Origin of the sequence: Streptomyces sp. VRA16 Mangrove soil (genome assembly GCF_017377775.1) — a bacterium.
Classification (GTDB): domain Bacteria; phylum Actinomycetota; class Actinomycetes; order Streptomycetales; family Streptomycetaceae; genus Streptomyces.
Genome location: NZ_JAFVLN010000012.1, coordinates 1 through 23,736, shown reverse-complemented (window position 1 = coordinate 23,736; position 23,736 = coordinate 1). Strand labels below are relative to the sequence as shown.

Sequence of the window (23,736 nt, the reverse complement as noted above, 5' to 3'; positions counted from 1 at the left end):
CTCATGGAAGCAACTCGCTGACTCGATGCACTACTTGACCGCCCGGAGCGCGTCGACGATCCCGTAGCCGTAGAAGCCGTTGTGCTGGGCGCCGCCCTCGCAGACCGCGTCGACGACACCGTCGCCGTCCCCGTCGTACGAGGCCGGGCAGGCGTGCGCGTCGGCCTGCGCCTTCAGGAGCGCCTCCAACTGGCCCGGAGTCGCCCGCGGGTGCTCGGACTTGAGCAGCGCCAGCACGCCCGTCACGTGCGGGGCCGCCATCGACGTGCCCTGCTTGTAGCCCCAGCCGCCGCCCGGCAGCGTCGACAGGACCCGGCCGTTCCTGTCCGGGGTGTCGGCGGGCCTGAGGCTGTCGCCGCCGGGGCCGGCCACGTCGATGACGCCGTTGCCGTAGTTGGAGTAGAACGCCTTCTCCTTGGTGACGCCCACCGACGACACCGTCACGATCCCGGGCAGCATCTCCGGCGCGATCGGACACTGTGACGGATCGACGGTCCGGTCGACCGGCGTGCCGTCGTCGGGACTCGACGTGTCGACCACCGAGTCCGACGCCAGGTCGTCGTTGAAGTTGTGCGCGCTCGCGACACTGGTGACGCCCTTGTCCCGGGCGTACCGGATGGCCCGCGTGATCGAGTCGACCAGGGCCTTCTGGTCGGCGTCCGTCACACAGTTCATGTACCAGGGGTCGGAGTAGTAGCTGTTGTTGGTGATGTCGATGCCGTGATCGGCGGCGAACACGAACGCGCAGACCACGCTCTCCGTGTAGAAGAGCTGCGTGCCCGGGTCGGCGACCTTGATGGCCGCCAGCCGCACGCCCGGCGCGACGCCCGCGACGCCGATCCCGTTGCGCGCGGCGGCGATGGTGCCCGCCACGTGCGTGCCGTGGTCGGCCGCCGCCTCGGACGGACGCCACGCCCCGTACGACGTGTCGGCCTTGCCGCCCACGCAGTTCGCGGACTGCGACGGCGAGAAGTTCGGCGCCAGGTCCGGGTGGGTGTCGTCGACGCCGGTGTCGATGACGCCGACGGTCACCTTGCGGCTGCCGTCGTCGATCGCGTGGGCCCGGTCGGCGCCGATGAGCCGCATGTCCCACTGGTTGGGTTCGAGCGGTTCCTGCGCCGCGGTCGACCCGGCGGCGACGCGCGCCTGCTGAGCGGCCGTCAGGGCCTGGGTCGTCCCCGTCTCGTCCGTCGCCGACGCGGCCAGTGGCGCGGTCCGGGTCACGCCCGCGCTCTGCACCCCGCGCGCACTCCGGATCGCCGGGCCGAAGTCCGGGTTCGTGGAGTGCGCGACGATGACGCCGATCCTGTCGTACGCGGCGACGACACTGCCGCCCGCCCCGGCGATCTCCCGCTGCACGGACGCCGAAGTGCCGTGCCCCGGACGGATGTTGACGACATAACTGAGCAGGGGGCCGTCCGCCGGGGCGGAGGCGGCGGCCACCGCGTTCGGGGCCGCCGCGAGCGCCGCCAGTGTCGCGAACCCCGCGGCCGCCGCGAGGGAGCGGACCAGGCGTGATCTCAACTGTCTGCCAGACATGGAGGATCCGCTCCTACTTCTTGACGGCGTCGAGCGCGTCGACGATGCCGTGGCCGTAGAAGCTGTTGTTGCGCACGCTGCCCGTGCAGGTCGCCTTGTACGTGCCGGTGCCGTCCGGGTCGTAGGAGGCCGGGCACGCCTGCGGGTCGGCCTGCGCCTTCAGCATCGCCTGGAGCTGCGCGGGGGTCGCCCGCGGGTGCGCCGACTTCAGCAGCGCGGCGACGGCCGCGGCGTGCGGCGACGCCATCGAGGTGCCCTGCAGATAGCCGTACGCGCCGCCCGGCAGCGTCGACAGGATGCGGCCGTTCTGGTCCGGGGTGTCCGGGATCTGGAGCTTGTCGCCGCCCGGCGCGGCGATGTCGATGACGTTCCTGCCGTAGCTGGAGTAGTACGACTTGGCCTTGTTCACGCCGGTCGCGCTGACCGTGACGACGCCCGGCAGCTGGGTCGGCACGTCGAAGCACGTGTGCGGGTCGATGGTGCGGGTGACCGCCGTCGAGTCGTCCGGGCTGGAGGCGTCGACGATCGCGTCCGCGTCGAGGTCGTCGTGCGAGTTGCCCGCCGACGCCAGGTTCAGCGTGCCCTTGCTGGTGGCGTACAGCTGGGCCCGGTTCACCGCGTCGACGATGGCCCGCTGGTCGGGGTCGTCCGTGCAGTTGTAGAGCCACGGGTCCACGTAGTAGCTGTTGTTGGTGACCTCGATGCCGTGGTCGGCGGCGAACACGAAGGCGCAGACGACGCTCTCCGGGTAGAACAGCTCGCTGACCGGGTCGGCCACCCTGATGCCCGCGACCTTCACACCGGGCGCGACGCCCGCGACCCCGATGCCGTTGCGGGCCGCCGCGATCTCACCGGCGACGTGCGTGCCGTGGTAGTGGTCCGGGTTCGCCGGCCGCCACGCGCCGTACGAGGTGTCGGCCTTGCCGCCGACACAGCTCGCCGACTGGGAGGCGGAGAAGTTCGCGGTGAGGTCGGGGTGGGTGTCGTCGACGCCGGTGTCGATGACACCGACCGTGACGCTCCGGCTGCCCGGGTTGATCTTCGCGGCCTTGTCGGCGCCGATCGCCCGCAGGTCCCACTGGTTGGCCTCCAGCGGCTCCTCACCCGAAGCGGCCTTCGCGGAAAGGGACGTGACCTCGGCGGCCGACAGCTTCTGGACGCCGCCCTCGTCGGTCGTGGCGGCCGCGTCGAGCGGCGCGGTGCGCGTCGCACCGGCCGAGGCGACGCCCCGCGCGGCACGGACCTGCCGGCCGAAGTCCGGGTTCGAGGAGTGCACGACGATGACGCCGATCTTGGCGTACGTCTCGACGACGGAACCTCCGGCCGCGGATATCGCCCGGGTCACCGAGGCGATCGTGCGGGCGTCCGTGCTGCGCGTGTTGACGACGTACGCGAGCGACGACGCCGAACTCGCGGTAGCCGTGGGCGAGTCGGCGGGTGCGGCGACCGCGGACGGCAGGAAGCCGAACGAGGCCGTGAGAGCGATGCCGATCGGCAGGGCCAGGGCCATGCGGCGTCTGGCGGGCAGATGAGCCATGGGATCTCCACATCATCCGTCATACGTGGCGAGTACGGAAAAGCCCGAGGCACGTGTGGTGCTCGGGCAGGTACATGACGTGTGGTGCGGTGCGAACGTATCCCTGGTAGCCGCAGGTCAGCAACGAGTTCCGAAAGAAATCAAGGGAGTTGAACCACTCTGCGCGTGACTCCGTGACGTTGTGCAGGGGGCAAGGGCCGGATCCGGCCCCCTGTCGGATCACGTCGGGAAGCTCTACCATCGCGACCCGCGTAGACGTGATCCACGTCACTACGAGGTTCAGAACAGACATGCGTACACCCCCGTCCCCACCAGCATCCGCACCACGAGGAGACTCCGTGGCCACCGACGCACCACCACCGCAGAAGGGCAGTCCGGACACGCGCCCCGCGATGCCCTCCACCGAGGAGTTCGTGGAGGTGCAGCAGAGCGCGGAGTTCGGTGAACTGCGCCACGCACACCGCTCGTTCGCCTTCCCGCTCACGATCGCGTTCATCGCCTGGTACCTCGTGTACGTCCTGCTCTCCAACTACGCGGGCGACTTCATGGGCACCAAGCTCTTCGGCAACATCAACGTGGCCCTCGTGCTCGGCCTCGCCCAGTTCCTGACCACGTTCCTCATCGCCTGGTGGTACTCGCGGCACGCCGCCGCGAAGCTCGACCCCAAGGCCGAGGCCATCAAGTCCCGTATGGAGGGCGGCGCATGAGCCCCGCACTGCACGTACTCGCCGCCGACCCGGTCGGCGATCACCGCACCCTGATCATCAGCCTGTTCTCGGTGTTCGTCGTCGCCACCCTCGTGATCACCGTGTGGGCGGGCCGGCAGACCAAGAGCGCGGCCGACTTCTACGCGGGCGGACGCCAGTTCACCGCGTTCCAGAACGGCCTCGCGGTCTCCGGCGACTACATGTCCGCCGCCTCGTTCCTCGGCATCGCGGGCGCCATCGCGCTCTTCGGCTACGACGGCTTCCTCTACTCGATCGGCTTCCTGGTCGCGTGGCTGGTGGCGCTCCTCCTGGTCGCCGAGCCGCTGCGCAACTCCGGCCGCTACACGATGGGTGACGTCCTCGCCTACCGGATGCGCCAGCGTCCGGTGCGCACCGCCGCCGGCACCTCCACCATCGTCGTCTCGATCTTCTATCTGCTTGCGCAGATGGCGGGCGCGGGCGTCCTGGTCTCGCTGCTCCTCGGTATCACCTCCGACGCGGGCAAGGTCGGCATCGTCGCGCTGGTCGGCGTCCTGATGATCGTGTACGTGACGATCGGCGGCATGAAGGGCACCACCTGGGTGCAGATGGTCAAGGCGGTCCTGCTCATCGCCGGCGCCATCCTCCTCACCTTCCTGGTCATGCTGAAGTTCAACTTCAACATCTCCGACCTGCTCGGCACGGCCGCCGAGAACAGCGGCAAGGGGTCACCGTTCCTTGAGCCGGGCCTCAAGTACGGCGCCACGGCCACCTCGAAGATCGACTTCATCTCGCTGGGCATCGCCCTGGTCCTCGGCACGGCGGGGCTGCCGCACATCCTGATCCGCTTCTACACGGTCCCGACCGCCAAGGCCGCCCGGAAGTCGGTCAACTGGGCCATCGGCATCATCGGCGCCTTCTACCTGATGACGCTCGCGCTCGGCTTCGGCGCCGCCGCCCTGATCAAACCGGACGAGATCATCGCCTCGAACAAGGCGGGCAACACGGCGGCACCGCTGCTCGCCCTCCATCTCGGCGGCGTCGACTCCAACTGGGGCGCGATCCTGCTGGCCTCCATCTCGGCGGTCGCCTTCGCCACGATCCTCGCCGTCGTCGCCGGCCTGACCCTCGCGTCGTCCTCCTCGTTCGCGCACGACATCTACGCGAACGTCATCAAGAAGGGGAAGGCGACCGAGAAGGAGGAGATGCGGGCCGCCCGCTGGGCCACGGTCTTCATCGGCATCGTCTCCATCGCGCTCGGCGCGCTCTCCCGCGACCTGAACGTGGCCGGTCTGGTGGCCCTGGCCTTCGCCGTCGCCGCCTCCGCGAACCTGCCGACGATCCTCTACTCCCTCTTCTGGAAGCGCTTCAACACCAGCGGAGCCCTGTGGTCGATCTACGGCGGACTGTTCACGGCGGTCTTCCTGGTGCTCTTCTCGCCGGTCGTCTCCGGCAAGGAGACGTCCATGTTCAAGAGCGCCGACTTCGACTGGTTCCCGCTGGAGAACCCGGGCCTCATCTCGATCCCGGTCGGCTTCCTGCTGGGTGTCGTCGGCACGTACCTGTCCAAGGAGAAGGCCGACCCGGACAAGTACGCGGAACTTGAGGTGCGCTCGCTCACGGGCACCGGCGCCCACTGAGCGTCACGCTCGTACGTTCCTCACGTGCCCCCGTCGCAGAGCGCTGGTAGCTCTCTACGACGGGGGCGCGGCACGCTCGTGGGATCACCGCCCTGTCAGTGTCGTACCGGTCACGTAGGCTCGGCGGTACAAGGCAGTGCATGCAGCAAGAGGGAGGGGGCCCACGTGCTCATCGACACCTACGGCCGAGTGGCCACCGACCTGCGGGTCTCGCTGACCGACCGGTGCAATCTGCGGTGTACGTACTGCATGCCCGAGGAGGGCCTGCAGTGGCTGGCCAAGCCCGACCTGCTGACCGACGACGAGATCGTCCGTCTCATCCGGATCGCCGTGACCCACCTGGGCATCACCGAGGTCCGCTTCACCGGCGGTGAACCCCTGCTGCGGCCCGGCCTGGTCGGGATCGTCGAGCGGGTCGCCGGTCTGGAGAAGCGCCCCAAGATGTCCCTGACGACGAACGGGATCGGGCTCAGGCGCACCGCGCAGGCACTCAAGGAAGCGGGCCTGGACCGGGTCAACGTCTCGCTGGACACCCTGCGTCCCGACGTCTTCAAGACATTGACCCGCCGCGACCGGCACAAAGACGTCATCGAGGGCCTCGCCGCGGCCCACGAGGCGGGCCTCACCCCGGTGAAGATCAACTCGGTCCTGATGCCGGGCCTGAACGAGAACGAGGCCCCGGAGCTGCTCGCCTGGGCCGTCGAGCACGACTACGAGCTGCGCTTCATCGAGCAGATGCCCCTGGACGCCCAGCACGGCTGGAAGCGCGAGGGCATGGTCACCGCGGGCGACATCCTGGCTTCCTTGCGTACGCGCTTCGAGCTCACCCCCGAAGGAACCGACGAGCGGGGCTCGGCCCCGGCCGAGCGCTGGGTCGTCGACGGCGGCCCGCACCGTGTCGGCGTCATCGCCTCGGTGACCCGCCCGTTCTGCTCCGCCTGCGACCGCACCCGCCTCACCGCCGACGGCCAGGTCCGCACCTGCCTGTTCGCCACGGAGGAGACGGACCTGCGCGCGGCCCTGCGCTCCGACGCCCCGGACGAGAAGCTGGCCGACATCTGGAAGACCGCGATGTGGGGCAAGAAGGCAGGCTCGGGCCTGGACGACCCGTCGTTCCTCCAGCCCGACCGCCCGATGTCGGCGATCGGCGGCTGAGCCGCTACTCGGCCGCGGGCCGTGACTCCCACTCCGCCAGCGTCACGACGTCCTTGAGGAAACCCCGCACACCCAGGAACTGGGAGAGATGCTCGCGGTGGTCGTCACACGCGAGCCATGTCTTGCGGCGGTCGGGCGTGTGCAGTTTCGGGTTGTTCCACGCCAGGACCCAGACCGCGTCGGCACGGCAGCCCTTGGCCGAGCACTGGGGGGTCGTGGGGGACGGGGGCGTGGGTCCGGACAGGTTCGCGAGGTTCACGCCTCAACCCTAAACGGCCCGGAAAACCCGCTGGACACCCCGGGAAAAGGCGACGCCGAGCAGCCACGGGGGGAGCTGCCCGGCGTCGGTCCGTCGCTCCGACGGGGGATGCGGAGCGCGTACGCAGTATGTCACGGGCGACCCCGCACCCGGCACCAGAACTACATATTGCTCTGAGCTTTTCTTGAGGTTTGCCGACCAGTGTGATCGCCTGATCGCGGAGCGGTACGGAGCGCCGCCGGCTACACCCGGTCTTCCGGGACGGATTCCGCGGCACCGGCCGCGGACGTCGGCGCGATCATGGGCCGCGACGGCGCCGGCACGAACGTCGAGGGCAGATTCGGCGCGTTCTCGCGCCCCGCGTTGGCGATGACCACGGCGACGTAGGGGAGGAAGGCACCGAGTACCAGAGTCACGATGGCGACGTGCCGCTCGACGTTCCAGAGCACGGCCGTCGCGATCACCGCGAGGGTGCGGATCCCCATCGAGATGACGTACCGCCGCTGCCGCCCGCGCACATCCTCGGCGAGCCCCTGCCGGGCCCCAGTGATCCGGAAAACCTCTGCTCCGCCGTTGCTTCCGCGCTTCCGCATCACATTCCACCGCCTGCCAGCTCGCCGGACTCTCCCCGGACCGGACTTCCATCACGTTACGCCGGGGCTGCGCCGGCTACGAGACCGGGGGCGCCCTGACCTGGGCGCGCCTTCTGCGCCTTACCACGTATGAGCCTCCCCGACGTGCGCCGTACGGAGTACGGCCGGAGACTGATCGCACGGGCGCGTCCATGAGCCGCGCACCCCTCGCCGCGAGGAGGCGACGACATGAGTTGGTTGTGGGCAATCATCGTGGGCTTCGTGCTCGGTCTGATCGCACGCATGATCCTGCCGGGCAAGCAGAACATTCCGCTGTGGTTGACGACGGTCTTCGGGATCGTCGGTAGCGTCCTGGGCAACTGGATGGCGACCGCCATCGGTGTCAACGACACCCGTGGCATCGACTGGACCCGCCACCTGCTGCAACTGATCGGCGCCGTGGTCGTCGTCGGCGTGGGCGACATGGCCTGGGTGGCGCTGCGCGGGAAGAAGAAGGCGTAACGGGGCCACCGCACCCCTATCGAGTACGGCGCACTGAAACCGAAAGGGGCGGTCCCGGACGGGACCGCCCCTTCAGGCGTGCGCGGGCGCGCGGACGTCAGCCCTTGAGCTCCACCGCGGCCAGGTTCTTCTTGCCGCGGCGCAGCACCAGCCAGCGGCCGTGCAGCAGCTCGGCGGTCTCCGGGACGGCGTCCTCGGAGACGACCTTCACGTTGTTCACGTAGGCGCCGCCCTCCTTGATGGTGCGCCGGGCGGCCGACTTGGAAGCGACCAGACCGGTCTCGGCGAGCAGGTCCGAGACCGGGGCCAGGGCGTCCACCGTGACGTGCGGCAGCTCGGACAGGGCCGCGGCCAGCGTGCCCGCGTCCAGGTCGGACAGCTCACCCTGGCCGAACAGCGCCTTGGAGGCGTCGATCACGGCCCGGCACTGGTCCGCGCCGTGCACCAGCGTGGTCAGCTCCTCGGCGAGCGCCTTCTGCGCGGTGCGCAGGAACGGCTTCTCGGCCGTGAGCGCCTCCATCTCCTCCAGCTCCTCGCGGGACTTGAAGGACAGGATGCGCATGTACGTCGAGACGTCCCGGTCGTCCACGTTCAGCCAGAACTGGTAGAACGCGTACGGCGTCGTCATCTCCGGGTCGAGCCAGACGGCGCCGCCCTCGGTCTTGCCGAACTTGGTGCCGTCGGCCTTCACCATCAGCGGCGTCGCGATGCAGTGCGCCGACGCCTCCGGCTCCAGGCGGTGGATCAGGTCGAGCCCGGCCGTCAGGTTGCCCCACTGGTCCGAGCCGCCCTGCTGCAGCGTGCAGCCGTAGCGCCGGTACAGCTCCAGGAAGTCCATGCCCTGCAGGAGCTGGTAGCTGAACTCCGTGTAGCTGATGCCCTCCTGCGACTCCAGGCGGCGGGCCACGGAGTCCTTGGTCAGCATCTTGTTGACCCGGAAGTGCTTGCCGATGTCCCGCAGGAACTCGATCGCGGACATGCCCGCGGTCCAGTCCAGGTTGTTCACCATCGTCGCCGCGTTCTCCCCCTCGAAGTCGAGGAAGGGCTCGATCTGCGAACGCAGCCGGGTCACCCAGTGAGCGATCGTCTCCGGGTCGTTCAGCGTGCGCTCGGCCGTCGGGCGCGGGTCACCGATCTGGCCCGTGGCGCCGCCGACCAGCGCCAGCGGGCGCAGGCCCGCCTGCTGGAGGCGGCGCATGGTCAGCACCTGCACCAGGTGGCCGACGTGCAGGGAGGCGGCGGTCGGGTCGAAGCCGCAATAGAACGTGACCGGACCGTCCGCGAGCGCCTTGCGCAGTGCGTCCTCGTCAGTGGACTGGGCCCACAGGCCGCGCCACTTCAGCTCGTCGACGATGTCCGTCACGGTTCTGGTTCTCCTTGAACAGTTCTGTTGGGGCCCGACCAGTCTATGGGCGAACCGAAGGGCTCAGACGCCCTGGCTGACCGAGCTCATGTTGAAGTCCGGCACCCGCAGCGCCGGCATCGCAGCCCTAGTGAACCAGTCGCCCCACTCGCGGGGCAGCGTCTTTTCCGTCCGGCCGGCCTCCGTGGCGCGGGCCAGCAGGTCGACGGGCGACTCGTTGAACCGGAAGTTGTTCGCCGCGCCGACGACCTCCCCGTTCTCCACGAGGTAGACGCCGTCCCGGGTCAGCCCGGTCAGCAGCAGCGTCGCCGGGTCGACCTCGCGGATGTACCAGAGACAGGTGAGCAGCAGCCCGCGCTCCGTCGCCGCGACCATCTCCTCCAGGGACTTCCGCGAGCCGCCGTCGAGGATCAGGTTGTCCCCGGCGGGCGCGACGGGAAGGCCCGTCAGGGCCGCGCTGTGCCGGGTGGTCGTCAGATGCTTCAGCTCACCGCGCGCGATCCACTCCGTGGCCGAGACCGGCAGCCCGTTGTCGAACACGGACGCGTCGTCCCCGGAGGAATGCGTCAGCACGAACGGCGCGCACTCCAGGCCCGGCGCGTGCGGATCGCTGCGCAGCGTCAGCGGCAGCTCGCTCAGCCGCTCCCCGACGCGCGTACCGCCACCGGGCTTGGAGAACACGGTCCGCCCCTCGGCGGCGTCCCGCGCCCCGGCCGACCACAGCTGGTAGATCAGCAGGTCGGCGACGGCGGTCGGCGGCAGCAACGTCTCGTACCGCCCGGCCGGCAGGTCGATGCGGCGCTCGGCCCAGCCGAGCCGGGTGGCGAGGTCGGCGTCCATCGCGGCCGGGTCGACGTCCTTGAAGTCCCGCGTGGACTGCCCCGCCCACGCCGACCGCGTACGGTCCGGCGACTTCGCGTTCAGCTCCAGGGTCCCGTTGGGCTGGTCGTGCCGCAGCCGCAGCCCCGTCGACGTACCGAGATAGCTGCTGGTCAGCTCGTGGTTCGCGAAGCCGTACAGCTCGCGCCCGCCGCTCCTGGCCCGCGCGAACGCCTCGCCCAGCGCGGGCGCGAAGTCCGCGAACACCGCCGACGAGGTCTCGGCCGGGGCGTCCGTGAAGCCGGGGGAGTGCGGTACGCCGTCGACCAGCGGCTGCGCGTCCTCGGCGGGCCCGGCCTTCGCGGCGGCCTCCTCGGCGGCGCGGACGAGCGGTTCGAGATCGTCCGCGGTCACCGCCGACCGGGACACGACACCGCTCGCCGTGCCCTCCTTGCCGTCGACCGTCGCGATGACGGTCAAGGTGCGCCCGCGGGTGACCCCGTTCGTGGTGAGCGCGTTGCCCGCCCAGCGCAGATTCGCGGTGGACGTCTCGTCGGCGATGACGACACAGCCGTCGGCCCGCGACAGCTGCAGCGCGCGCTCGACGATCTCGTACGGCTTGGTCCCGGGCGTACGGGGGCTCATCGACCCGCCTCCTGCGTGGTGTTGAGGATGTTGACGCCCTTGAAGAGGGCGGAGGGGCAGCCGTGCGAGACCGCGGCGACCTGGCCCGGCTGGGCCTTGCCGCAGTTGAAGGCGCCGCCCAGGACATAGGTCTGCGGCCCGCCGACCGCGGCCATCGAGCCCCAGAAGTCGGTGGTCGTCGCCTGGTAGGCGAAGTCCCGCACCTGTCCGGCGAGCCGCCCGCCCCGGACGGCGTACGCCCGCTGCGCCGTGAACTGGAAGTTGTACCGCTGCATGTCGATGGACCACGACCGGTCGCCGACGAGGTACAGGCCGTTGTCCACGCCCGAGATCAGATCCTCGGTGGAGAGCCCGCCGGGATCGGGTTGCAGCGACACATTGGCCATCCGCTGCACCGGCACATGCCCGGGGGAGTCGGCGTACGCGCACCCGTTGGACCGCTCGAACCCGGTCAGCCTCGCGATCCGCCGGTCGAGCTGGTAGCCCACCAGCGTCCCGTCCTTGACCAGGTCCCAGGACTGCCCGGCCACGCCCTCGTCGTCGTACCCGATGGTGGCGAGCCCGTGCTCGGCGGTCCTGTCGCCCGTCACATTCATGATCTCGGAGCCGTACTTCAACTTCCCGAGCTGGTCGAAGGTGGCGAAGGAGGTGCCCGCGTACGCGGCCTCGTAGCCGAGCGCGCGGTCCAGCTCGGTGGCGTGCCCGATGGACTCGTGGATGGTGAGCCAGAGGTTCGACGGGTCGACGACGAGGTCGTACGAGCCCGCGCGCACGCTCGGCGCCCGCATCTTCTCGGCGAGCAGCCCGGGAAGCTCCGCCAGCTCGCTCTCCCAGTCCCAGCCGGTGCCCGTCAGGTACTCCCAGCCCCGGCCGGCCGGCGGCGCGAGCGTGCGCATCGAGTCGAACTCGCCGCTGGAGTCGTCCACCGAGACGGCGGTCAGCTGCGGGTGCAGCCGCACGCGCTGCTGCGTCGTCACGGTCCCCGCCGTGTCCGCGTAGAACTTGTTCTCGTGCACGGACAGCAGCGAGGCGTCCACATGGGAGACGCCGTTCGCCGCGAGCAGTCGCGCGCTCCACCCCGCCAGCAGCGCGAACCGCTCCTCCTCCGGCACCGAGAAGGGATCGATCTCGTACGACGAGACCCACGTCCGGTCCGCGTGCACGGGCTCGTCGGCGAGCTCCACCCGCTCGTCGGACCCGGCCGCCCTGATCACCTGGGCGCTCAGCTTGGCCATCGCCACGGCCTGCGACGCCACCTTCGCGGCGGCGTCCATCGTCAGATCGACCCCGGAGGCGAACCCCCAGGTCCCGCCGTGCACCACCCGCACGGCATAGCCCAGGTCCGTGGTGTCCGAGGAACCGGCGGGTTTGGCGTCCCGCAGCCGCACGGCGGCACTGCGCACCCGCTCCAGGCGGAAGTCCGCATGGTCGGCGCCCAGCGCGCGGGCGCGGGCCAGGGCCGCGTCGGCCAGGGCCCGCAGGGGCAGCGCCGTGAAGCCTTCATCGATCGTATGAGGCACGAAGATCTCCCTGTTCGTCGCGGTCGTCGCGGTCTTCGCCACAGGTGGGATCCGATCATGTCGCGCGACGGGGGTGCGCGGCCAGACCTTTCTGTAGGGACCCGACAGCGAGTCGAGTACGCCACTGTCGGTGCTCGATTCTCCGTACCCCGGGTCGTACCGATAGGTTTTCGAGGTACCACCACCGCTATCGAAAGGGTGATCCGTTGAGCCGCTCGGTTCTCGTCACCGGAGGAAACCGGGGCATCGGCCTCGCCATCGCCCGCGCGTTCGCCGAGGCGGGCGACAAGGTCGCGATCACGTACCGCTCGGGTGACCCCGCGGAGCTCGAAAAGCTGGGCTTCCTCGCCGTCAAGTGCGACATCACCGACACCGAGCAGGTGGAGCAGGCCTACAAGGAGATCGAGGAGAAGCACGGCAACGTCGAGGTCCTCGTCGCCAACGCCGGCGTCACCAAGGACCAGCTCCTCATGCGCATGTCCGAGGAGGACTTCACGTCCGTCCTCGACACCAACCTCACCGGCACCTTCCGGGTCGTGAAGCGTGCCAACCGCGGCATGCTGCGCGCCAAGAAGGGCCGCGTCGTGCTGATCTCCTCCGTCGTCGGCCTGCTCGGCTCGGCGGGTCAGGCGAACTACGCCGCTTCGAAGGCGGGCCTGGTCGGCTTCGCGCGCTCCCTCGCCCGTGAGCTGGGGTCGCGCAACATCACCTTCAACGTCGTCGCACCGGGCTTTGTCGACACCGACATGACCCAGGCGCTCACGGACGAGCAGCGCGCGAACATCGTGTCGCAGGTGCCGCTCGGCCGGTACGCGCAGGTCGAGGAGATCGCCGGTGTGGTGAAGTTCCTGACCTCCGACGACGCTTCTTACATCACTGGAGCCGTCATCCCGGTTGACGGCGGACTGGGAATGGGTCACTGAACATCATGGCTGGAATCCTCGAGGGCAAGAAGATCCTCATCACCGGCGTCCTGATGGAGTCCTCCATCGCCTTCCACGCGGCGAAGATCGCGCAGGAGCAGGGCGCGGAGATCATCCTGACCGCCTTCCCGCGTCCGACGCTGACCGAGCGGATCGCGAAGAAGCTCCCGAAGCCGGAGAACGTCAAGGTCATCGAGCTGGACGTGTCCAACCAGGAGCACCTGGACCGCCTGGAGGGCCTGGTCCGCGAGCAGCTCGGCGACCGCCTCGACGGTGTCGTGCACTCCATCGGTTTCGCTCCGCAGGACGCGCTCGGCGGCAACTTCCTCAACACGCCGTTCGAGTCCGTCGCGACCGCGATGCACATCTCGGCCTTCTCGCTGAAGTCGCTCACCATGGCGCTCAAGCCGCTGATGACCGAGGGCGGCTCCGTCGTCGGCCTCACCTTCGACGCGCAGTTCGCCTGGCCGCAGTACGACTGGATGGGCCCGACCAAGGCCGCCCTGGAGGCCACCAGCCGTTACATGGCGCGTGACCTGGGCAAGGACGAGATCCGCTGCAACCTGGTCTCGGCCGGCCCGCTCGGCTCGATGGCCGCCAAGTCGATCCCCGGCTTCGACGAGCTGGCCAAGGTCTGGGACAGCCGCTCCCCGCTGACCTGGAACCTCACCGACCAGGAGCCGGCCGCCAAGGCCATCGTCGCGCTGCTCTCGGACTGGTTCCCGAAGACCACCGGCGAGATCATCCACGTCGACGGCGGTCTGCACGCCATCGGCGCCTGACGCCCGAAGCTCCCCCGTTCGGCCCACCGGCCGGGCGGACCGAAGGGACCTCCCCGCACGCTGGTGCGAGGAGGTCCCTTCGTGCGTGTCCCGCCTCGCAGAGTCCCCGCAACCGTGTCCGCCGCCATAGCCCTCGCCGCCGCCCTGCTCCTGCTCGTCGTCCTGGCCTGCGACGCGATGTCCGACGACAAGGACGGCAAGGACGACCACCCCGCCCCGAAACGCGAACTCTTCGGCGCCCAGTGCCGCACCGAGACCGACGGCTCACGGGTGCGCGCCTACTGCCACAACCCGTACCCGGGCGCCGACGCCGTCGCCCTGCACATCGAGTGCGCCCGCTGGTGGGACATCGACACCGACACGAAGCCGCGCGAGGTGGACCCGGCCGAGACCGTGCGGCTCGACGGCCGGTGCTGGAAGGACGTGGCCCGGGTCTGGGTCAGCCACCGGAAGGTGAGGGACTGAGCCGTCCCGGACGGCACAGGAACGGATAGCCCGCCGCCTGGGTAGCGGCGCCCTCCGCGTCCCCGTCCCTGATCGCGTCCACGAGGCCCGCGTGGTCCATGTGGTTCTCGGCGCTGAGCTTCTCGCCGACGTCCTCGCGCAGCCAGTCCCGCAGCACCTCGCCCAGATCCGCGTACATCGCGGTCATCACGTCGTTGTGGGACGCCGCCACCACGGCCATGTGGAACGTCGCGTCCGCCGCCACGAACGCCTCCGCGTCGCCCGACTCCCACGCCTGCTCACGGCGTACGAGCAGCGCGTCCAGCTGCTTGAGATCGCGCTCGGTGCGCCGCTCGGCCGCAAGCTGCGCCGCGCTCGACTCCAGCGTGGAGCGCAGTTCGGCGATGTGCCGCGGATCGGCGTCCGCGAACCGCCGCTGCATCACACCCGCCAGCTCGCTCGTCGCCACGACGTACGTGCCCGAGCCCTGCCGGATGTCGAGCAGCCCGTTGTGCGCGAGGGCGCGCACCGCCTCCCGCACCGTGTTCCGTGCCACGCCCAGCTGCTCGACGAGCTCCGGCTCCGTCGGGATGCGGGAACCCACCGGCCACTCGCCCGAGGAGATCTGGGCGCGCAGGGCGGAGATGACCTGCTCGGACAGGGCCGAGCGGCGGGGGGAGGTCAGCGGCATGGCGGTCCTTCGCGACGGGGTACCGGGTGACTTCAGTGTGACGCAAAGCGATTGGACAACCAATCATCCCATGATTCTAAGATGGGCCTCATGGCTAGTGAGGAAACCCCGACGATGGCAGCGCCGCCCGCCGAGAAGCCCGTACGCGACATGGACCGGCCGGAGCAGCGGCAAGCCGCCCCGAGCGTCTGGGCGATACGCCTCGTCACCGTCGGCATCGTCCTCGCGGCCCTGAACCTGCGACCGGCCATCACCAGCCTCGGCGCCCTCCTCGAAGAGGTCCGCGACGGGCTCGGCATGAGCGGCAGCGTCGCCGGACTGCTCACCTCCGTACCGCCGCTCTGCTTCGCCGTGTTCGGCGTGATGGCGCCCCGGTTCGCCAAGCGGTTCGGGGCGAGCGCCGTCGTCTGCTTCGGCATGGCCGCGATCGCCGCCGGTCTGATCATCCGCCCCTACACCGGCGGTACCGTCGGGTTCCTGGTCGCCAGCGCCCTCGCGCTCATGGGCATCGCGGTCAGCAACGTGCTGATGCCGGTGATCGTCAAGCGCTGGTTCCCCGACCGGGTCGGCTCGATGACCGGTCTGTACTCCATGGCGCTCGCCGCCGGCACCTCGCTCGCCGCCGCCGCGACGGTCCCCATGACCGATGCCCTGGGCGGCAGTTGGCAGACCGGACTCGCCGTGTGGTCGGGGCTCGCCGTCGCCGCCGTGCTGCCCTGGATCCCGCTCGCGCGTGCCAAGGCCCCCGCCGAGCCGGTGCGGGCGCGGGGCGGTGCGGGCGACGACGGACTGCGCATCACCCGCAGCCGCACCGCCTGGGCGCTCGCCGTCTTCTTCGGGCTCCAGGCCACGGCCGCGTACATCACGATGGGGTGGATGGCGCAGATCTTCCGCGACGCCGGGGTCTCCGCGTCGTCCGCCGGAGTGCTGCTCGCCGTCACGATGGTCATGGGCGTGCCGCTCGGCTTCGTCATCCCACGCGTCGCCTCCCGGCTGCCCAGTCAGGGCCCGATGGTGATCGCGCTCGGCCTGTGCGGCCTGGCCGGATACGCGGGCCTCTGGCTCGCCCCGGCCTCCGGCGCCTGGGCGTGGGCGATCCTGCTCGGCATCTCCAACTGCGCCTTCCCGCTGGCCCTCACGATGGTCGGCATGCGCGCCCGCACCGGCGCCGGCGTCGCCAAGCTGTCCGCGTTCGCCCAGTCCACCGGCTATCTGATCTCGATCCCCGGCCCGCTGCTCGTCGGCGTCCTCAACCAGTCCACCGGCGGCTGGGGCGTGCCGATCGCGTTCATGGCCGCGCTGATGGTGCCGCAGATCGTGATCGGCGTCCTCGCCGGCCGCAACCGCACGGTGGAGGACGAGGTCGCCGCCCGAACGGCCCCCGCGTCCTGACGGCAGGGGACGGGTGCGACACTTGCCGCATGTCGCCTGTGCTCGAACCCAATCCGCAGAACAGCCAGAAGAAGCTTCTCGCCGTGCTCGGCGCGATGCTGGCCGTCACCGTGATCGTCGCCGTCATCGCGACCATCGCCGCGCCCTGACCCCGCTCTCCGCCCTGGGGGTGGGGGTAACTCCACCATCCCCTAGGGGGCCAGGGTCAGGGTCAAGTGGGTGGATCACCGGATGGGCCGCGGCCCGTTCGCTCCGTACCGTCGAAGTACCGGTCGGACCTGCCGACCGGACCCGGACCGCGGAGGCACCAGCCATGTCAGCCCTGTCGAGGTACGCCCCCTCGGACACCCGGACCGCCCCGGCGCCCACGAGCGGCGTCGACATCCGGCTTCCCTGGTGGGCGATCGTGCTGCCGGCCGTCGCGTTCGTGGCCCTGCTCCTGCTGATCCTCAATCCGGCCGACGGACAGACCGCTGCCGCCGATCCGAGCGTCGCCCACCTCCTGGAGCGGGCCCGCGCACTGCTGCTCCCCTGAGGCCGTTCACCCGTGCCGGGTGAGCCCGCCAACTCCCTGCGCCCCACGGCGCGTTTCGTGCGAAGCTGGGACCCATGAGCGTCGCAGATCCCCGCAGGATTGTCCTTTTCCGGCATGCCAAGGCGGACTGGCCCCAGGTCTCCGACCACGAGCGGCCGCTCGCCGAGCGGGGCCGCAGGGACGCCCCCGTCGCCGGCCGCAAGCTGGCCGACTCCGGCATCCCGTTCGACCTGGCCCTCTGCTCGACCGCCACCCGCACCCGTGAGACCTGGAAGCTCGCCGTCGCCGAACTGCCCGAGCGGCCGAAGACCGTCTACGAGGAGCGGATCTACGAGGCGTCGCCGGGCGAGCTGATCGCCGTGCTGAACGAGACGCCGGACGACGTGCACAACCTCGTCATGATCGGCCACAACCCCGGTGTGCAGGCCCTCACCGAGATCCTCGCCGCGGACGCCGAGGGCGACGCCCGCGAGCGGCTGAACCGGCGCGGCTTCCCGACCTCCGCGTTCTCCGTGCTCACCTTCTCCGGCCCGTGGAAGAGCCTGGAGCCGGGCACCGCGACCCTTGTCGACTACTGGGCGCCGAGCGAGTAGACCTCCGTACGCGTACGAGAAGGGCCCGGCGATGATCACCTCTCATCGCCGGGCCCTTTGTCGGCCTTTGTCAGCCGCTGTCAGCCGCTGTCATCCGTGTACGGGGGTCTACGCTCCCTGCGCGTCCGCCGCCTCGACCTCTTCGCGGGTGATGCCGAGCAGGTAGAGCACCGTGTCCAGGAACGGCACGTTCACCGCGGTGTGCGCGGCCTCGCGGACCACCGGCTTGGCGTTGAAGGCGACACCGAGCCCGGCCGCGTTCAGCATGTCCAGGTCGTTGGCGCCGTCGCCGATCGCCACCGTCTGGGAGAGCGGGACGCCCGCCTCCGCGGCGAACCGGCGCAGGAGCCGCGCCTTGCCCGCGCGGTCCACGATCTCGCCGGTGACCTTGCCGGTCAGCTTCCCGTCGACGATCTCCAGGGTGTTGGCCTGCGCGAAGTCGAGGCCGAGCCGATCCTGCAGATCGTCCGTGACCTGCGTGAACCCACCGGAGACCACGCCCACTTGGTAGCCGAGGCGCTTGAGGGTACGGATCAGGGTGCGTGCGCCCGGGGTGAGCCGGACCTCGCTCCTGACCTTGTCGACCACCGACGCGTCGAGCCCTTCGAGGAGCGCCACGCGCGCGTGCAGCGACTGCTCGAAGTCCAGTTCGCCGCGCATCGCCGCCGCCGTCACCTCGGCGACCTTGTCCTCGCAGCCCGCGTGCGCCGCGAACAGCTCGATGACCTCGTCCTGGATCAGCGTCGAGTCGACGTCCATCACGACGAGCCGCTGGGCCCGCCGGTGCAGCCCGGCCGCGACGACCGCCATGTCCACTCCCCACCGCGCCGCCTCTATGGCGAGCACCGTGCGCAGCTTCTCCGTCTCGGTGCCGGAGACAGCGAACTCGACGGCGGTGACGGGGTACTTGGCGAGCCGGAAGATACGGTCGATGTTGCCACCGGTACCGGTGATCGCCGCGGCGATCGCGGCGGTGGACTCGGCGGTGAGCGGGTGCCCGAGCACGGTCACGTGGGAGCGGCCGAGCCCGCGCGGCCGGTTGTCACCGAGGCCGGAGATGATCTCGGCCTGCATCTTCATGGACTCCGCCCAGCTGTGGACGGTGGCGCGCAGGTCGCCTTCGAGGCCGGCCGGCGGCTCGGTCACCAGGGCGCACAGGACGATGCGCCCCCGGGTGACGACCTGCTCGATGTCGACGACGTCCACGGAGTAGGCGGCGAGGGTGTCGAAGAGCCCGGCGGTCAGACCGGGCCGGTCCTTGCCGAAGATCTTGACGAGAAGGGTCGGGACGTCGGCCGGCACGGTGGAGGTGTCGGTCGGGGCATCAGCGGGGTGCTGGGGCTGCGAAGCGCTCATGATGCCCTTACGTTATCGGGCTCGTGTACGGGAACGCTCCGCTGGTCCGAGTACCGGACAGGGGGGTGGTCATGGGGGCGCGTTGCACGGGTGCGTGGGGGCTGGTCGCGCAGTTCCCCGCGCCCCTGAAGGCATGCGCCGGCGCGCAGCCTTCCTCGTCGGGGAGATGCCGCACCGGCCCGCACCCGCACGACAGGCCCTCAAGAATCCTCGCGCCGCCGCTGCTCCCGGTTCGACCCCGGAGGGGGCGGTGGCGGGGGAGGCGCCGGCCACTCGCGGCTGGTGCTGCCCCTGCCGCGCGGCCGGCGCGGCGGTTCGGGCCGGATCGGGCTCGCCACCGTCGGTGCCGCGTTCACCGAACCCCCGTGGCTCTGGCTCCGCTCGTCGTAGGGGTTCTTCAGATACGGGTTCGTGTCCGGGTTGGACGGCCGGTACGGGCTGCTGGGCCGGTACGGGCCCGCCGCCTCGCCCGCACCGGGCGCACCCGCCACCGCGGCCACCGCGGCCGGCGGCGCCACCCTGCTCCCCGCGGCGCGGGTCGCGCACGCGAGCAGCGCCCCGAGCGCCCCCGCGCCCGCACCCCAGGCCGCGCCGAGCAGCAGCGCCATCCCGAGATGACCGTGCACCTCGATCCCGGCGCCGAACGCGTCGAAGCCCAGTACGGACAGGGACGCGTCCGCCGAGACGTCCGTCAGCCAGACGAGCAGCGGCAGCGCGAGCGCCGTGGCGACCCCGAGCCGCAGCGCGCACCGCCCGGCGAAGCCCCAGGGGGCCCGTACCACGGGGGAACGTACGGCGGTCAGCACCCCGGCGAACAACATCATCAGCGCCATCGCGACGGCCAACAGCCATACCCTGCCGTCGAGTTCGGCCAGCCGGCCCAGCGTCATCGGCTGGTCCGACGACACCCGCGCCAACTCGTCCAGCGGATGCGGCAGCACCTTCGTCAGGGCGCCGCTCGCCTTCGCGTCCCACGGCACGAACAGGCCGAGGGGGACCCCGATCCAGACCCCGTTGGGCGCCCCGAGCAGGGCCGCGCCCGCGATCCGCTTCGGGTGGTCGTCGCCGATCATCGCGTAGAGCGCCGCCGCGAGACCGGCGAGAACCGCCACCAGCACCACGGTCACCAGGGCCGACGCCGCGGGCCGCACCGTGCGGTGCACCGCTTCCCAGCCGCGCGGCAGCGGCGTACGGCGCGACGCGAGCAGCGCGATCACCAGCACGCCGGCCACGAACGCGGCGCCGCCGAGCAGTGTCGCCCCCGTCTGCACCGTGAAGCCGACCTTCGCCTGCGCGTGCACCAGATCGCCGAGCCGGTCGGGCAGCGCGTCGCCGAGACCGCCCGGCAATTTGTCCGCGATGCCGCCCGGCAGGCTCCCGGCGCCCGGAATGTCGTTCAGTCCGAGCTTCGAACCGTCAATCGTGATGATGTCGTGACCCGCCCAGGCGAGCCCGCCCAGCATCGCCACGAACAGCACCACCACGGCGCCCGCGCGGGCGAGAAGTTCACCCGGCGAGATCTCAACTCCCGCTCCCCGCAAGGACCTTAGGAAGAACCAGCTGAGCAGCAGCGCCCCCACCAGGCCCACGCCCAGCGGTGCGACATCGATCGCGGTGTGCGCCTGCGCGCTGTCCAGGCCGAACGCGGAGACGTCCCCGGACGGCGTCACCCGCCCGCCCGCGCCGATCGCCACCACCGCGGCCGTCATCGGGCCCAGCGATCCGGCCGCATCCGCCTCCAGCAGGTGCAGGCCGAGCGCCGCGACGCCCGCCATCCCGATGAACGCCCAGCTCACCGCGGCAACGGCGGACAACAGCACATCGCCCCACCTGATGGCGGGCGCGCCGTCGCCCCGCATTCCCTGCCGGCCGCTCTCCATCAGGCCCCCCCGATCCGTACCGCTCCGCCCCTGATATCCCGTATGAGCATGATCCGTTGCATGCAGGGGGAGTTGAGGGCGTTATGGGCACTCACCACTCTCCGGGTGCGGGCTCCACCACGTCAACGGGGCGGCAGGCGGCGCTCCCCGGGAGGCGCGGTGGAGTCTTCACAACCCCCGACGCAAGGCCCGACTTTCGGTCACGGGGGCGTTCCTGAAATAGTTCCTCACGATGTTCGACATCCCTAGACTCCCCATGTCGGGGGAAATACTCGGGGGACAACTCAGTGGGGCATGGAGTGCCTGAACTCGTACTGGAATTGAATGGCAGGACCTGGACGCTCGATCCGTCCAGGCCGTACACCCTCGGGCGTGACCCGGGAGGTGACATCGTGGTCGATGACGCCCGTGTGTCGTGGCGTCACGCCACGATCAGCTGGGGCGGCCGCAGTTGGGTCATCGAGGACCACGGCTCGACGAACGGCACGTTCGTGCAGGGGCAGCGGATCCATCAGATGGAGATCGGCCCCGGCTCGTCGGTGCACCTGGGCAACTCCACGGACGGGCCGCGCCTGAACGTGCAGGGCAGCGCCCAGGCCGCGGCCGTCGCCTCGCCGCACCAGGCGCAGCAGCAGGCAGCGGGTCTCGCCCAGCAGCCGCCGCCGCAGCAGCAGTACCAGCAGCAGCCGGGCTGGCCCCAGCAGCAGGCGCCGCAGCAGCAACAGGCGCCGCAGCAGTACCAGCAGCCGCCGGCGCAGAAGGTCCCGCAGCAGCAGGGCCCGGGCCCCGGCGGAGTCGCGGGGGCCCCGCCGGTCTACGGCGACCGCAGCCCCACCACGTTCCACCAGCTGGCCCTCGGCCGCGTGATGCGCATCGGCCGTGCGCTGGAGAACGAGCTGGTGGTCTCCGACCTCCAGGTCTCCCGCCACCACGCCGAGTTCCACGCGACGCCCGACGGCCGCTTCGAGATCCGCGACCTCGGCTCGCACAACGGCACGTACGTCAACGGTCAGCCGATCGCCAAGAGCGGCTCCCAGCTGCTCGGCCCGAACGACATCGTCGGCGTCGGCCACTCGACGTTCCGCCTCGTCGGCGACCGGCTCGAAGAGTTCGTCGACACCGGTGACGTCTCCTTCTCCGCACGCCACCTGACGGTCACCGTCGACGGCGGCAAGCAGATCCTGAAGGACGTCTCCTTCGGTGTCCCGGAGAAGTCGCTGATCGCCGTCATCGGCCCCTCGGGCTCCGGTAAGTCGACGCTGCTCAAGGCGCTCACGGGCTACCGCCCGGCCAACCAGGGCGACGTCCTCTACGACAACCGGAACCTGTACAAGCAGTTCGCCGAGCTGCGCCAGCGCATCGGTCTGGTCCCGCAGGACGACATCCTGCACAAGGAGCTGACCGTCAAGAAGGCGCTCAAGTACGCCGCCAAGCTCCGCTTCCCCGCGGACACCAGCGAGCAGGAGCGCCAGCAGCGCATCGACGAGGTGCTGCGCGAGCTGAAGCTGGACATCCACAAGGAGAAGAAGGTCACCTCCCTCTCCGGTGGCCAGCGCAAGCGCGTCTCCGTCGCCCTGGAGCTCCTCACCAAGCCGTCGCTGATCTTCCTGGACGAGCCCACCTCGGGCCTCGACCCGGGCATGGACCGCGACGTCATGCAGCTCCTGCGTGGTCTGTCCGACGACGGCCGTACGGTCCTCGTCGTCACCCACTCCGTGGCCGAGCTGGCGCTGTGCGACAAGCTCCTCGTGATGGCGCCGGGCGGCTCCGTCGCGTACTTCGGCCCGCCGGAGGAAGCGCTCAACTTCTTCGGCTACGAGACGTGGGCCGACGTCTTCTCGGCGTTCGAGAACTACCGCGACTACGACTGGGCGGGCCGCTGGAAGGGCTCGCAGCACTACCAGATGTACGCGGCCGACATCGACGCCGTCGCCCCGCAGTCCGTGCAGATGCCGCCGCCCGCGGCCGTCAAGCCGCCCAAGCCGCAGCCGTGGGGCTCCCAGCTCATCACGCTGATCCGCCGGTACGTGTCGGTGATCGCCTCCGACAAGGGCTTCATGGGTCTGATGGTGATCCTGCCCGCGGTGCTCGGCCTGGTCTCGGTGGTCATCCCGGCCGACTTCGGCCTGGCACCGCCCAAGCCGCCGTCGCGGTTCAACGGCGACGCGGGCACGATCATGCTGATCGTCGCCGTCGGCATGTGCTTCTCGGCCGCGGCCAACTCGGTCCGTGAGCTGATCAAGGAACGGGTCATCTACGAACGGGAGCGCGCGACGGGCCTGTCCCGCTCCGCGTACCTGATGTCCAAGGTGATCGTCCTCGGCTTCATCACGGCCATCCAGGGCGTCATCATCTGCGCCATCGCCTTCACGCCGCGCGACCTTCCCGAGGAAGGCCTCGTGATGCCGCCGGCGATCGAGCTGTGCATCTCGATCATCGCGCTCGGCTTCACGTCGATGATGTTCGGCCTGGTCATCTCCTCGCTGGTGAAGACCTCCGAGAAGACGATGCCGCTGCTCGTCATGTTCGCGATCGTCCAGGTCGTGTTCACCGGTGTGCTCTTCCAGATCTACGGCACCGTGGGCCTGGAGCAGTTCGCCTGGCTGATGCCGTCCCGCTGGGCGATCGGCGCCGCCGGCGCCACGCTCGACCTGGCGCACCTGATGCCGCCGTGGGACCAGAAGAACCCGAACGACCTCGACCCGCTGTGGGAGCACTCGGTCGGCCAGTGGGGCACCGACCTCGCCATCCTGATCGCCCTCGGCGTCATCTGCGGCTTCGTGGTGGCACGTCTGCTGCGCCGCCACGAGCCCGAGGTCATGCGCAAGTAACCGGGCACGTACGAAGACGGAGAAGGGCGGCCCCCCCCGGGGTGGCGGGCGT

Annotated in this window: 22 protein-coding genes; 12 read left to right on the top strand and 10 right to left on the bottom strand. The window is 70.4% G+C overall.

Annotation, left to right across the window (positions count from 1 at the left end):
• Nucleotides 1-30 precede the first annotated feature (30 nt).
• Nucleotides 31-1,539 carry a S8 family serine peptidase gene (locus tag J3486_RS28525; protein ID WP_207825337.1) on the bottom strand — a complete coding sequence of 503 codons (1,509 nt, stop codon included), beginning with the start codon at nucleotides 1,537-1,539 and terminating at the stop codon, nucleotides 31-33.
• Nucleotides 1,540-1,552: 13 nt separating this feature from the next.
• A complete protein-coding gene (locus J3486_RS28520; protein WP_207825336.1) occupies nucleotides 1,553-3,076 on the bottom strand; it encodes a S8 family serine peptidase in 1,524 nt (507 codons plus the stop codon).
• A 338-nt stretch (nucleotides 3,077-3,414) separates the two neighbouring features.
• Between J3486_RS28520 and J3486_RS28515 the strand changes: the two genes are divergently transcribed.
• The 3 genes from J3486_RS28515 (at nucleotide 3,415) to moaA (ending at nucleotide 6,557) form a co-directional block, all read left to right on the top strand.
• Complete coding sequence (locus J3486_RS28515; RefSeq protein ID WP_207825335.1) at nucleotides 3,415-3,783, top strand: DUF485 domain-containing protein; 369 nt, start codon at nucleotides 3,415-3,417, stop codon at nucleotides 3,781-3,783.
• On the top strand, nucleotides 3,780-5,402 hold the full coding sequence (locus J3486_RS28510; RefSeq protein WP_207825334.1) for a cation acetate symporter: 1,623 nt from the start codon (nucleotides 3,780-3,782) through the stop codon (nucleotides 5,400-5,402). Before J3486_RS28515 ends, J3486_RS28510 begins: the two co-directional genes overlap by 4 nt.
• A 165-nt stretch (nucleotides 5,403-5,567) precedes the next feature.
• The gene (gene moaA / locus J3486_RS28505) at nucleotides 5,568-6,557 is read left to right on the top strand and encodes a GTP 3',8-cyclase MoaA (protein WP_207825333.1); all 990 of its coding nucleotides are present in this window, start codon (nucleotides 5,568-5,570) and stop codon (nucleotides 6,555-6,557) included.
• 4 nt (nucleotides 6,558-6,561) lie between these two features.
• Here the strand turns inward: moaA and J3486_RS28500 are convergent, their stop codons facing one another.
• Complete coding sequence (locus J3486_RS28500) at nucleotides 6,562-6,816, bottom strand: hypothetical protein (RefSeq protein WP_207825331.1); 255 nt, start codon at nucleotides 6,814-6,816, stop codon at nucleotides 6,562-6,564.
• A 242-nt stretch (nucleotides 6,817-7,058) separates the two neighbouring features.
• Complete coding sequence (locus J3486_RS28495; RefSeq protein ID WP_207825329.1) at nucleotides 7,059-7,409, bottom strand: DUF3099 domain-containing protein; 351 nt, start codon at nucleotides 7,407-7,409, stop codon at nucleotides 7,059-7,061.
• A gap of 228 nt (nucleotides 7,410-7,637) precedes the next feature.
• Between J3486_RS28495 and J3486_RS28490 the strand changes: the two genes are divergently transcribed.
• Nucleotides 7,638-7,910 carry a GlsB/YeaQ/YmgE family stress response membrane protein gene (locus tag J3486_RS28490; protein WP_207825327.1) on the top strand — a complete coding sequence of 91 codons (273 nt, stop codon included), beginning with the start codon at nucleotides 7,638-7,640 and terminating at the stop codon, nucleotides 7,908-7,910.
• 97 nt (nucleotides 7,911-8,007) lie between these two features.
• On the opposite strand, the gene tyrS is transcribed toward J3486_RS28490, so the two are convergent.
• From tyrS to J3486_RS28475, 3 genes are all read right to left on the bottom strand, one after another.
• Nucleotides 8,008-9,273, bottom strand: a complete 1,266-nt coding sequence (tyrS, locus tag J3486_RS28485) for a tyrosine--tRNA ligase (protein WP_207825325.1) — start codon at nucleotides 9,271-9,273, stop codon at nucleotides 8,008-8,010.
• Nucleotides 9,274-9,336: 63 nt separating this feature from the next.
• On the bottom strand, nucleotides 9,337-10,737 hold the full coding sequence (locus tag J3486_RS28480) for a metallopeptidase TldD-related protein (protein WP_207825323.1): 1,401 nt from the start codon (nucleotides 10,735-10,737) through the stop codon (nucleotides 9,337-9,339).
• Nucleotides 10,734-12,257 (bottom strand): TldD/PmbA family protein, encoded by a 1,524-nt coding sequence (locus J3486_RS28475; RefSeq protein WP_207825321.1) that lies wholly within the window; start codon nucleotides 12,255-12,257, stop codon nucleotides 10,734-10,736. The genes J3486_RS28480 and J3486_RS28475 overlap by 4 nt, the downstream gene beginning before the upstream one ends.
• Nucleotides 12,258-12,463: 206 nt before the next feature.
• On the opposite strand from J3486_RS28475, the gene fabG reads away from it, so the two are divergent.
• The 3 genes from fabG (at nucleotide 12,464) to J3486_RS28460 (ending at nucleotide 14,427) form a co-directional block, all read left to right on the top strand.
• On the top strand, nucleotides 12,464-13,180 hold the full coding sequence (gene fabG / locus J3486_RS28470) for a 3-oxoacyl-[acyl-carrier-protein] reductase (protein WP_207825318.1): 717 nt from the start codon (nucleotides 12,464-12,466) through the stop codon (nucleotides 13,178-13,180).
• A 5-nt stretch (nucleotides 13,181-13,185) separates the two neighbouring features.
• Nucleotides 13,186-13,962, top strand: coding sequence for an enoyl-ACP reductase FabI (fabI, locus tag J3486_RS28465; protein ID WP_207825315.1), 777 nt, complete (start codon nucleotides 13,186-13,188; stop codon nucleotides 13,960-13,962).
• Between the two features lie 114 nt (nucleotides 13,963-14,076).
• On the top strand, nucleotides 14,077-14,427 hold the full coding sequence (locus J3486_RS28460) for a hypothetical protein (RefSeq protein ID WP_307804969.1): 351 nt from the start codon (nucleotides 14,077-14,079) through the stop codon (nucleotides 14,425-14,427).
• Here the strand turns inward: J3486_RS28460 and J3486_RS28455 are convergent.
• Entirely contained in the window at nucleotides 14,402-15,097 is a 696-nt protein-coding gene (locus J3486_RS28455) for a FadR/GntR family transcriptional regulator (RefSeq protein WP_207825311.1), read from the bottom strand. The genes J3486_RS28460 and J3486_RS28455 overlap by 26 nt on opposite strands.
• A gap of 150 nt (nucleotides 15,098-15,247) precedes the next feature.
• Here J3486_RS28455 and J3486_RS28450 point away from each other — a divergent pair, with 150 nt between their 5' ends.
• From J3486_RS28450 to J3486_RS28440, 4 genes are all read left to right on the top strand, one after another.
• The gene (locus tag J3486_RS28450) at nucleotides 15,248-16,489 is read left to right on the top strand and encodes a CynX/NimT family MFS transporter (RefSeq protein WP_374194785.1); all 1,242 of its coding nucleotides are present in this window, start codon (nucleotides 15,248-15,250) and stop codon (nucleotides 16,487-16,489) included.
• Nucleotides 16,490-16,518: 29 nt separating this feature from the next.
• A complete protein-coding gene (locus J3486_RS44765) occupies nucleotides 16,519-16,638 on the top strand; it encodes an SGM_5486 family transporter-associated protein (RefSeq protein ID WP_267878242.1) in 120 nt (39 codons plus the stop codon).
• Nucleotides 16,639-16,802: 164 nt separating this feature from the next.
• The gene (locus J3486_RS28445) at nucleotides 16,803-17,024 is read left to right on the top strand and encodes a hypothetical protein (protein WP_207825298.1); all 222 of its coding nucleotides are present in this window, start codon (nucleotides 16,803-16,805) and stop codon (nucleotides 17,022-17,024) included.
• Nucleotides 17,025-17,098: 74 nt separating this feature from the next.
• Nucleotides 17,099-17,617 carry a histidine phosphatase family protein gene (locus J3486_RS28440; protein ID WP_207825296.1) on the top strand — a complete coding sequence of 173 codons (519 nt, stop codon included), beginning with the start codon at nucleotides 17,099-17,101 and terminating at the stop codon, nucleotides 17,615-17,617.
• Nucleotides 17,618-17,725: 108 nt separating this feature from the next.
• Here the strand turns inward: J3486_RS28440 and serB are convergent, their stop codons facing one another.
• Together serB and J3486_RS28430 are read right to left on the bottom strand one after the other, a co-directional pair.
• A complete protein-coding gene (serB, locus tag J3486_RS28435) occupies nucleotides 17,726-18,973 on the bottom strand; it encodes a phosphoserine phosphatase SerB (protein WP_207825294.1) in 1,248 nt (415 codons plus the stop codon).
• A gap of 200 nt (nucleotides 18,974-19,173) precedes the next feature.
• Nucleotides 19,174-20,853 (bottom strand): streptophobe family protein, encoded by a 1,680-nt coding sequence (locus J3486_RS28430; RefSeq protein WP_229378756.1) that lies wholly within the window; start codon nucleotides 20,851-20,853, stop codon nucleotides 19,174-19,176.
• Nucleotides 20,854-21,152: 299 nt separating this feature from the next.
• On the opposite strand from J3486_RS28430, the gene J3486_RS28425 reads away from it, so the two are divergent.
• Nucleotides 21,153-23,684 (top strand): FHA domain-containing protein, encoded by a 2,532-nt coding sequence (locus J3486_RS28425; protein ID WP_207825292.1) that lies wholly within the window; start codon nucleotides 21,153-21,155, stop codon nucleotides 23,682-23,684.
• Nucleotides 23,685-23,736: the final 52 nt, after the last annotated feature.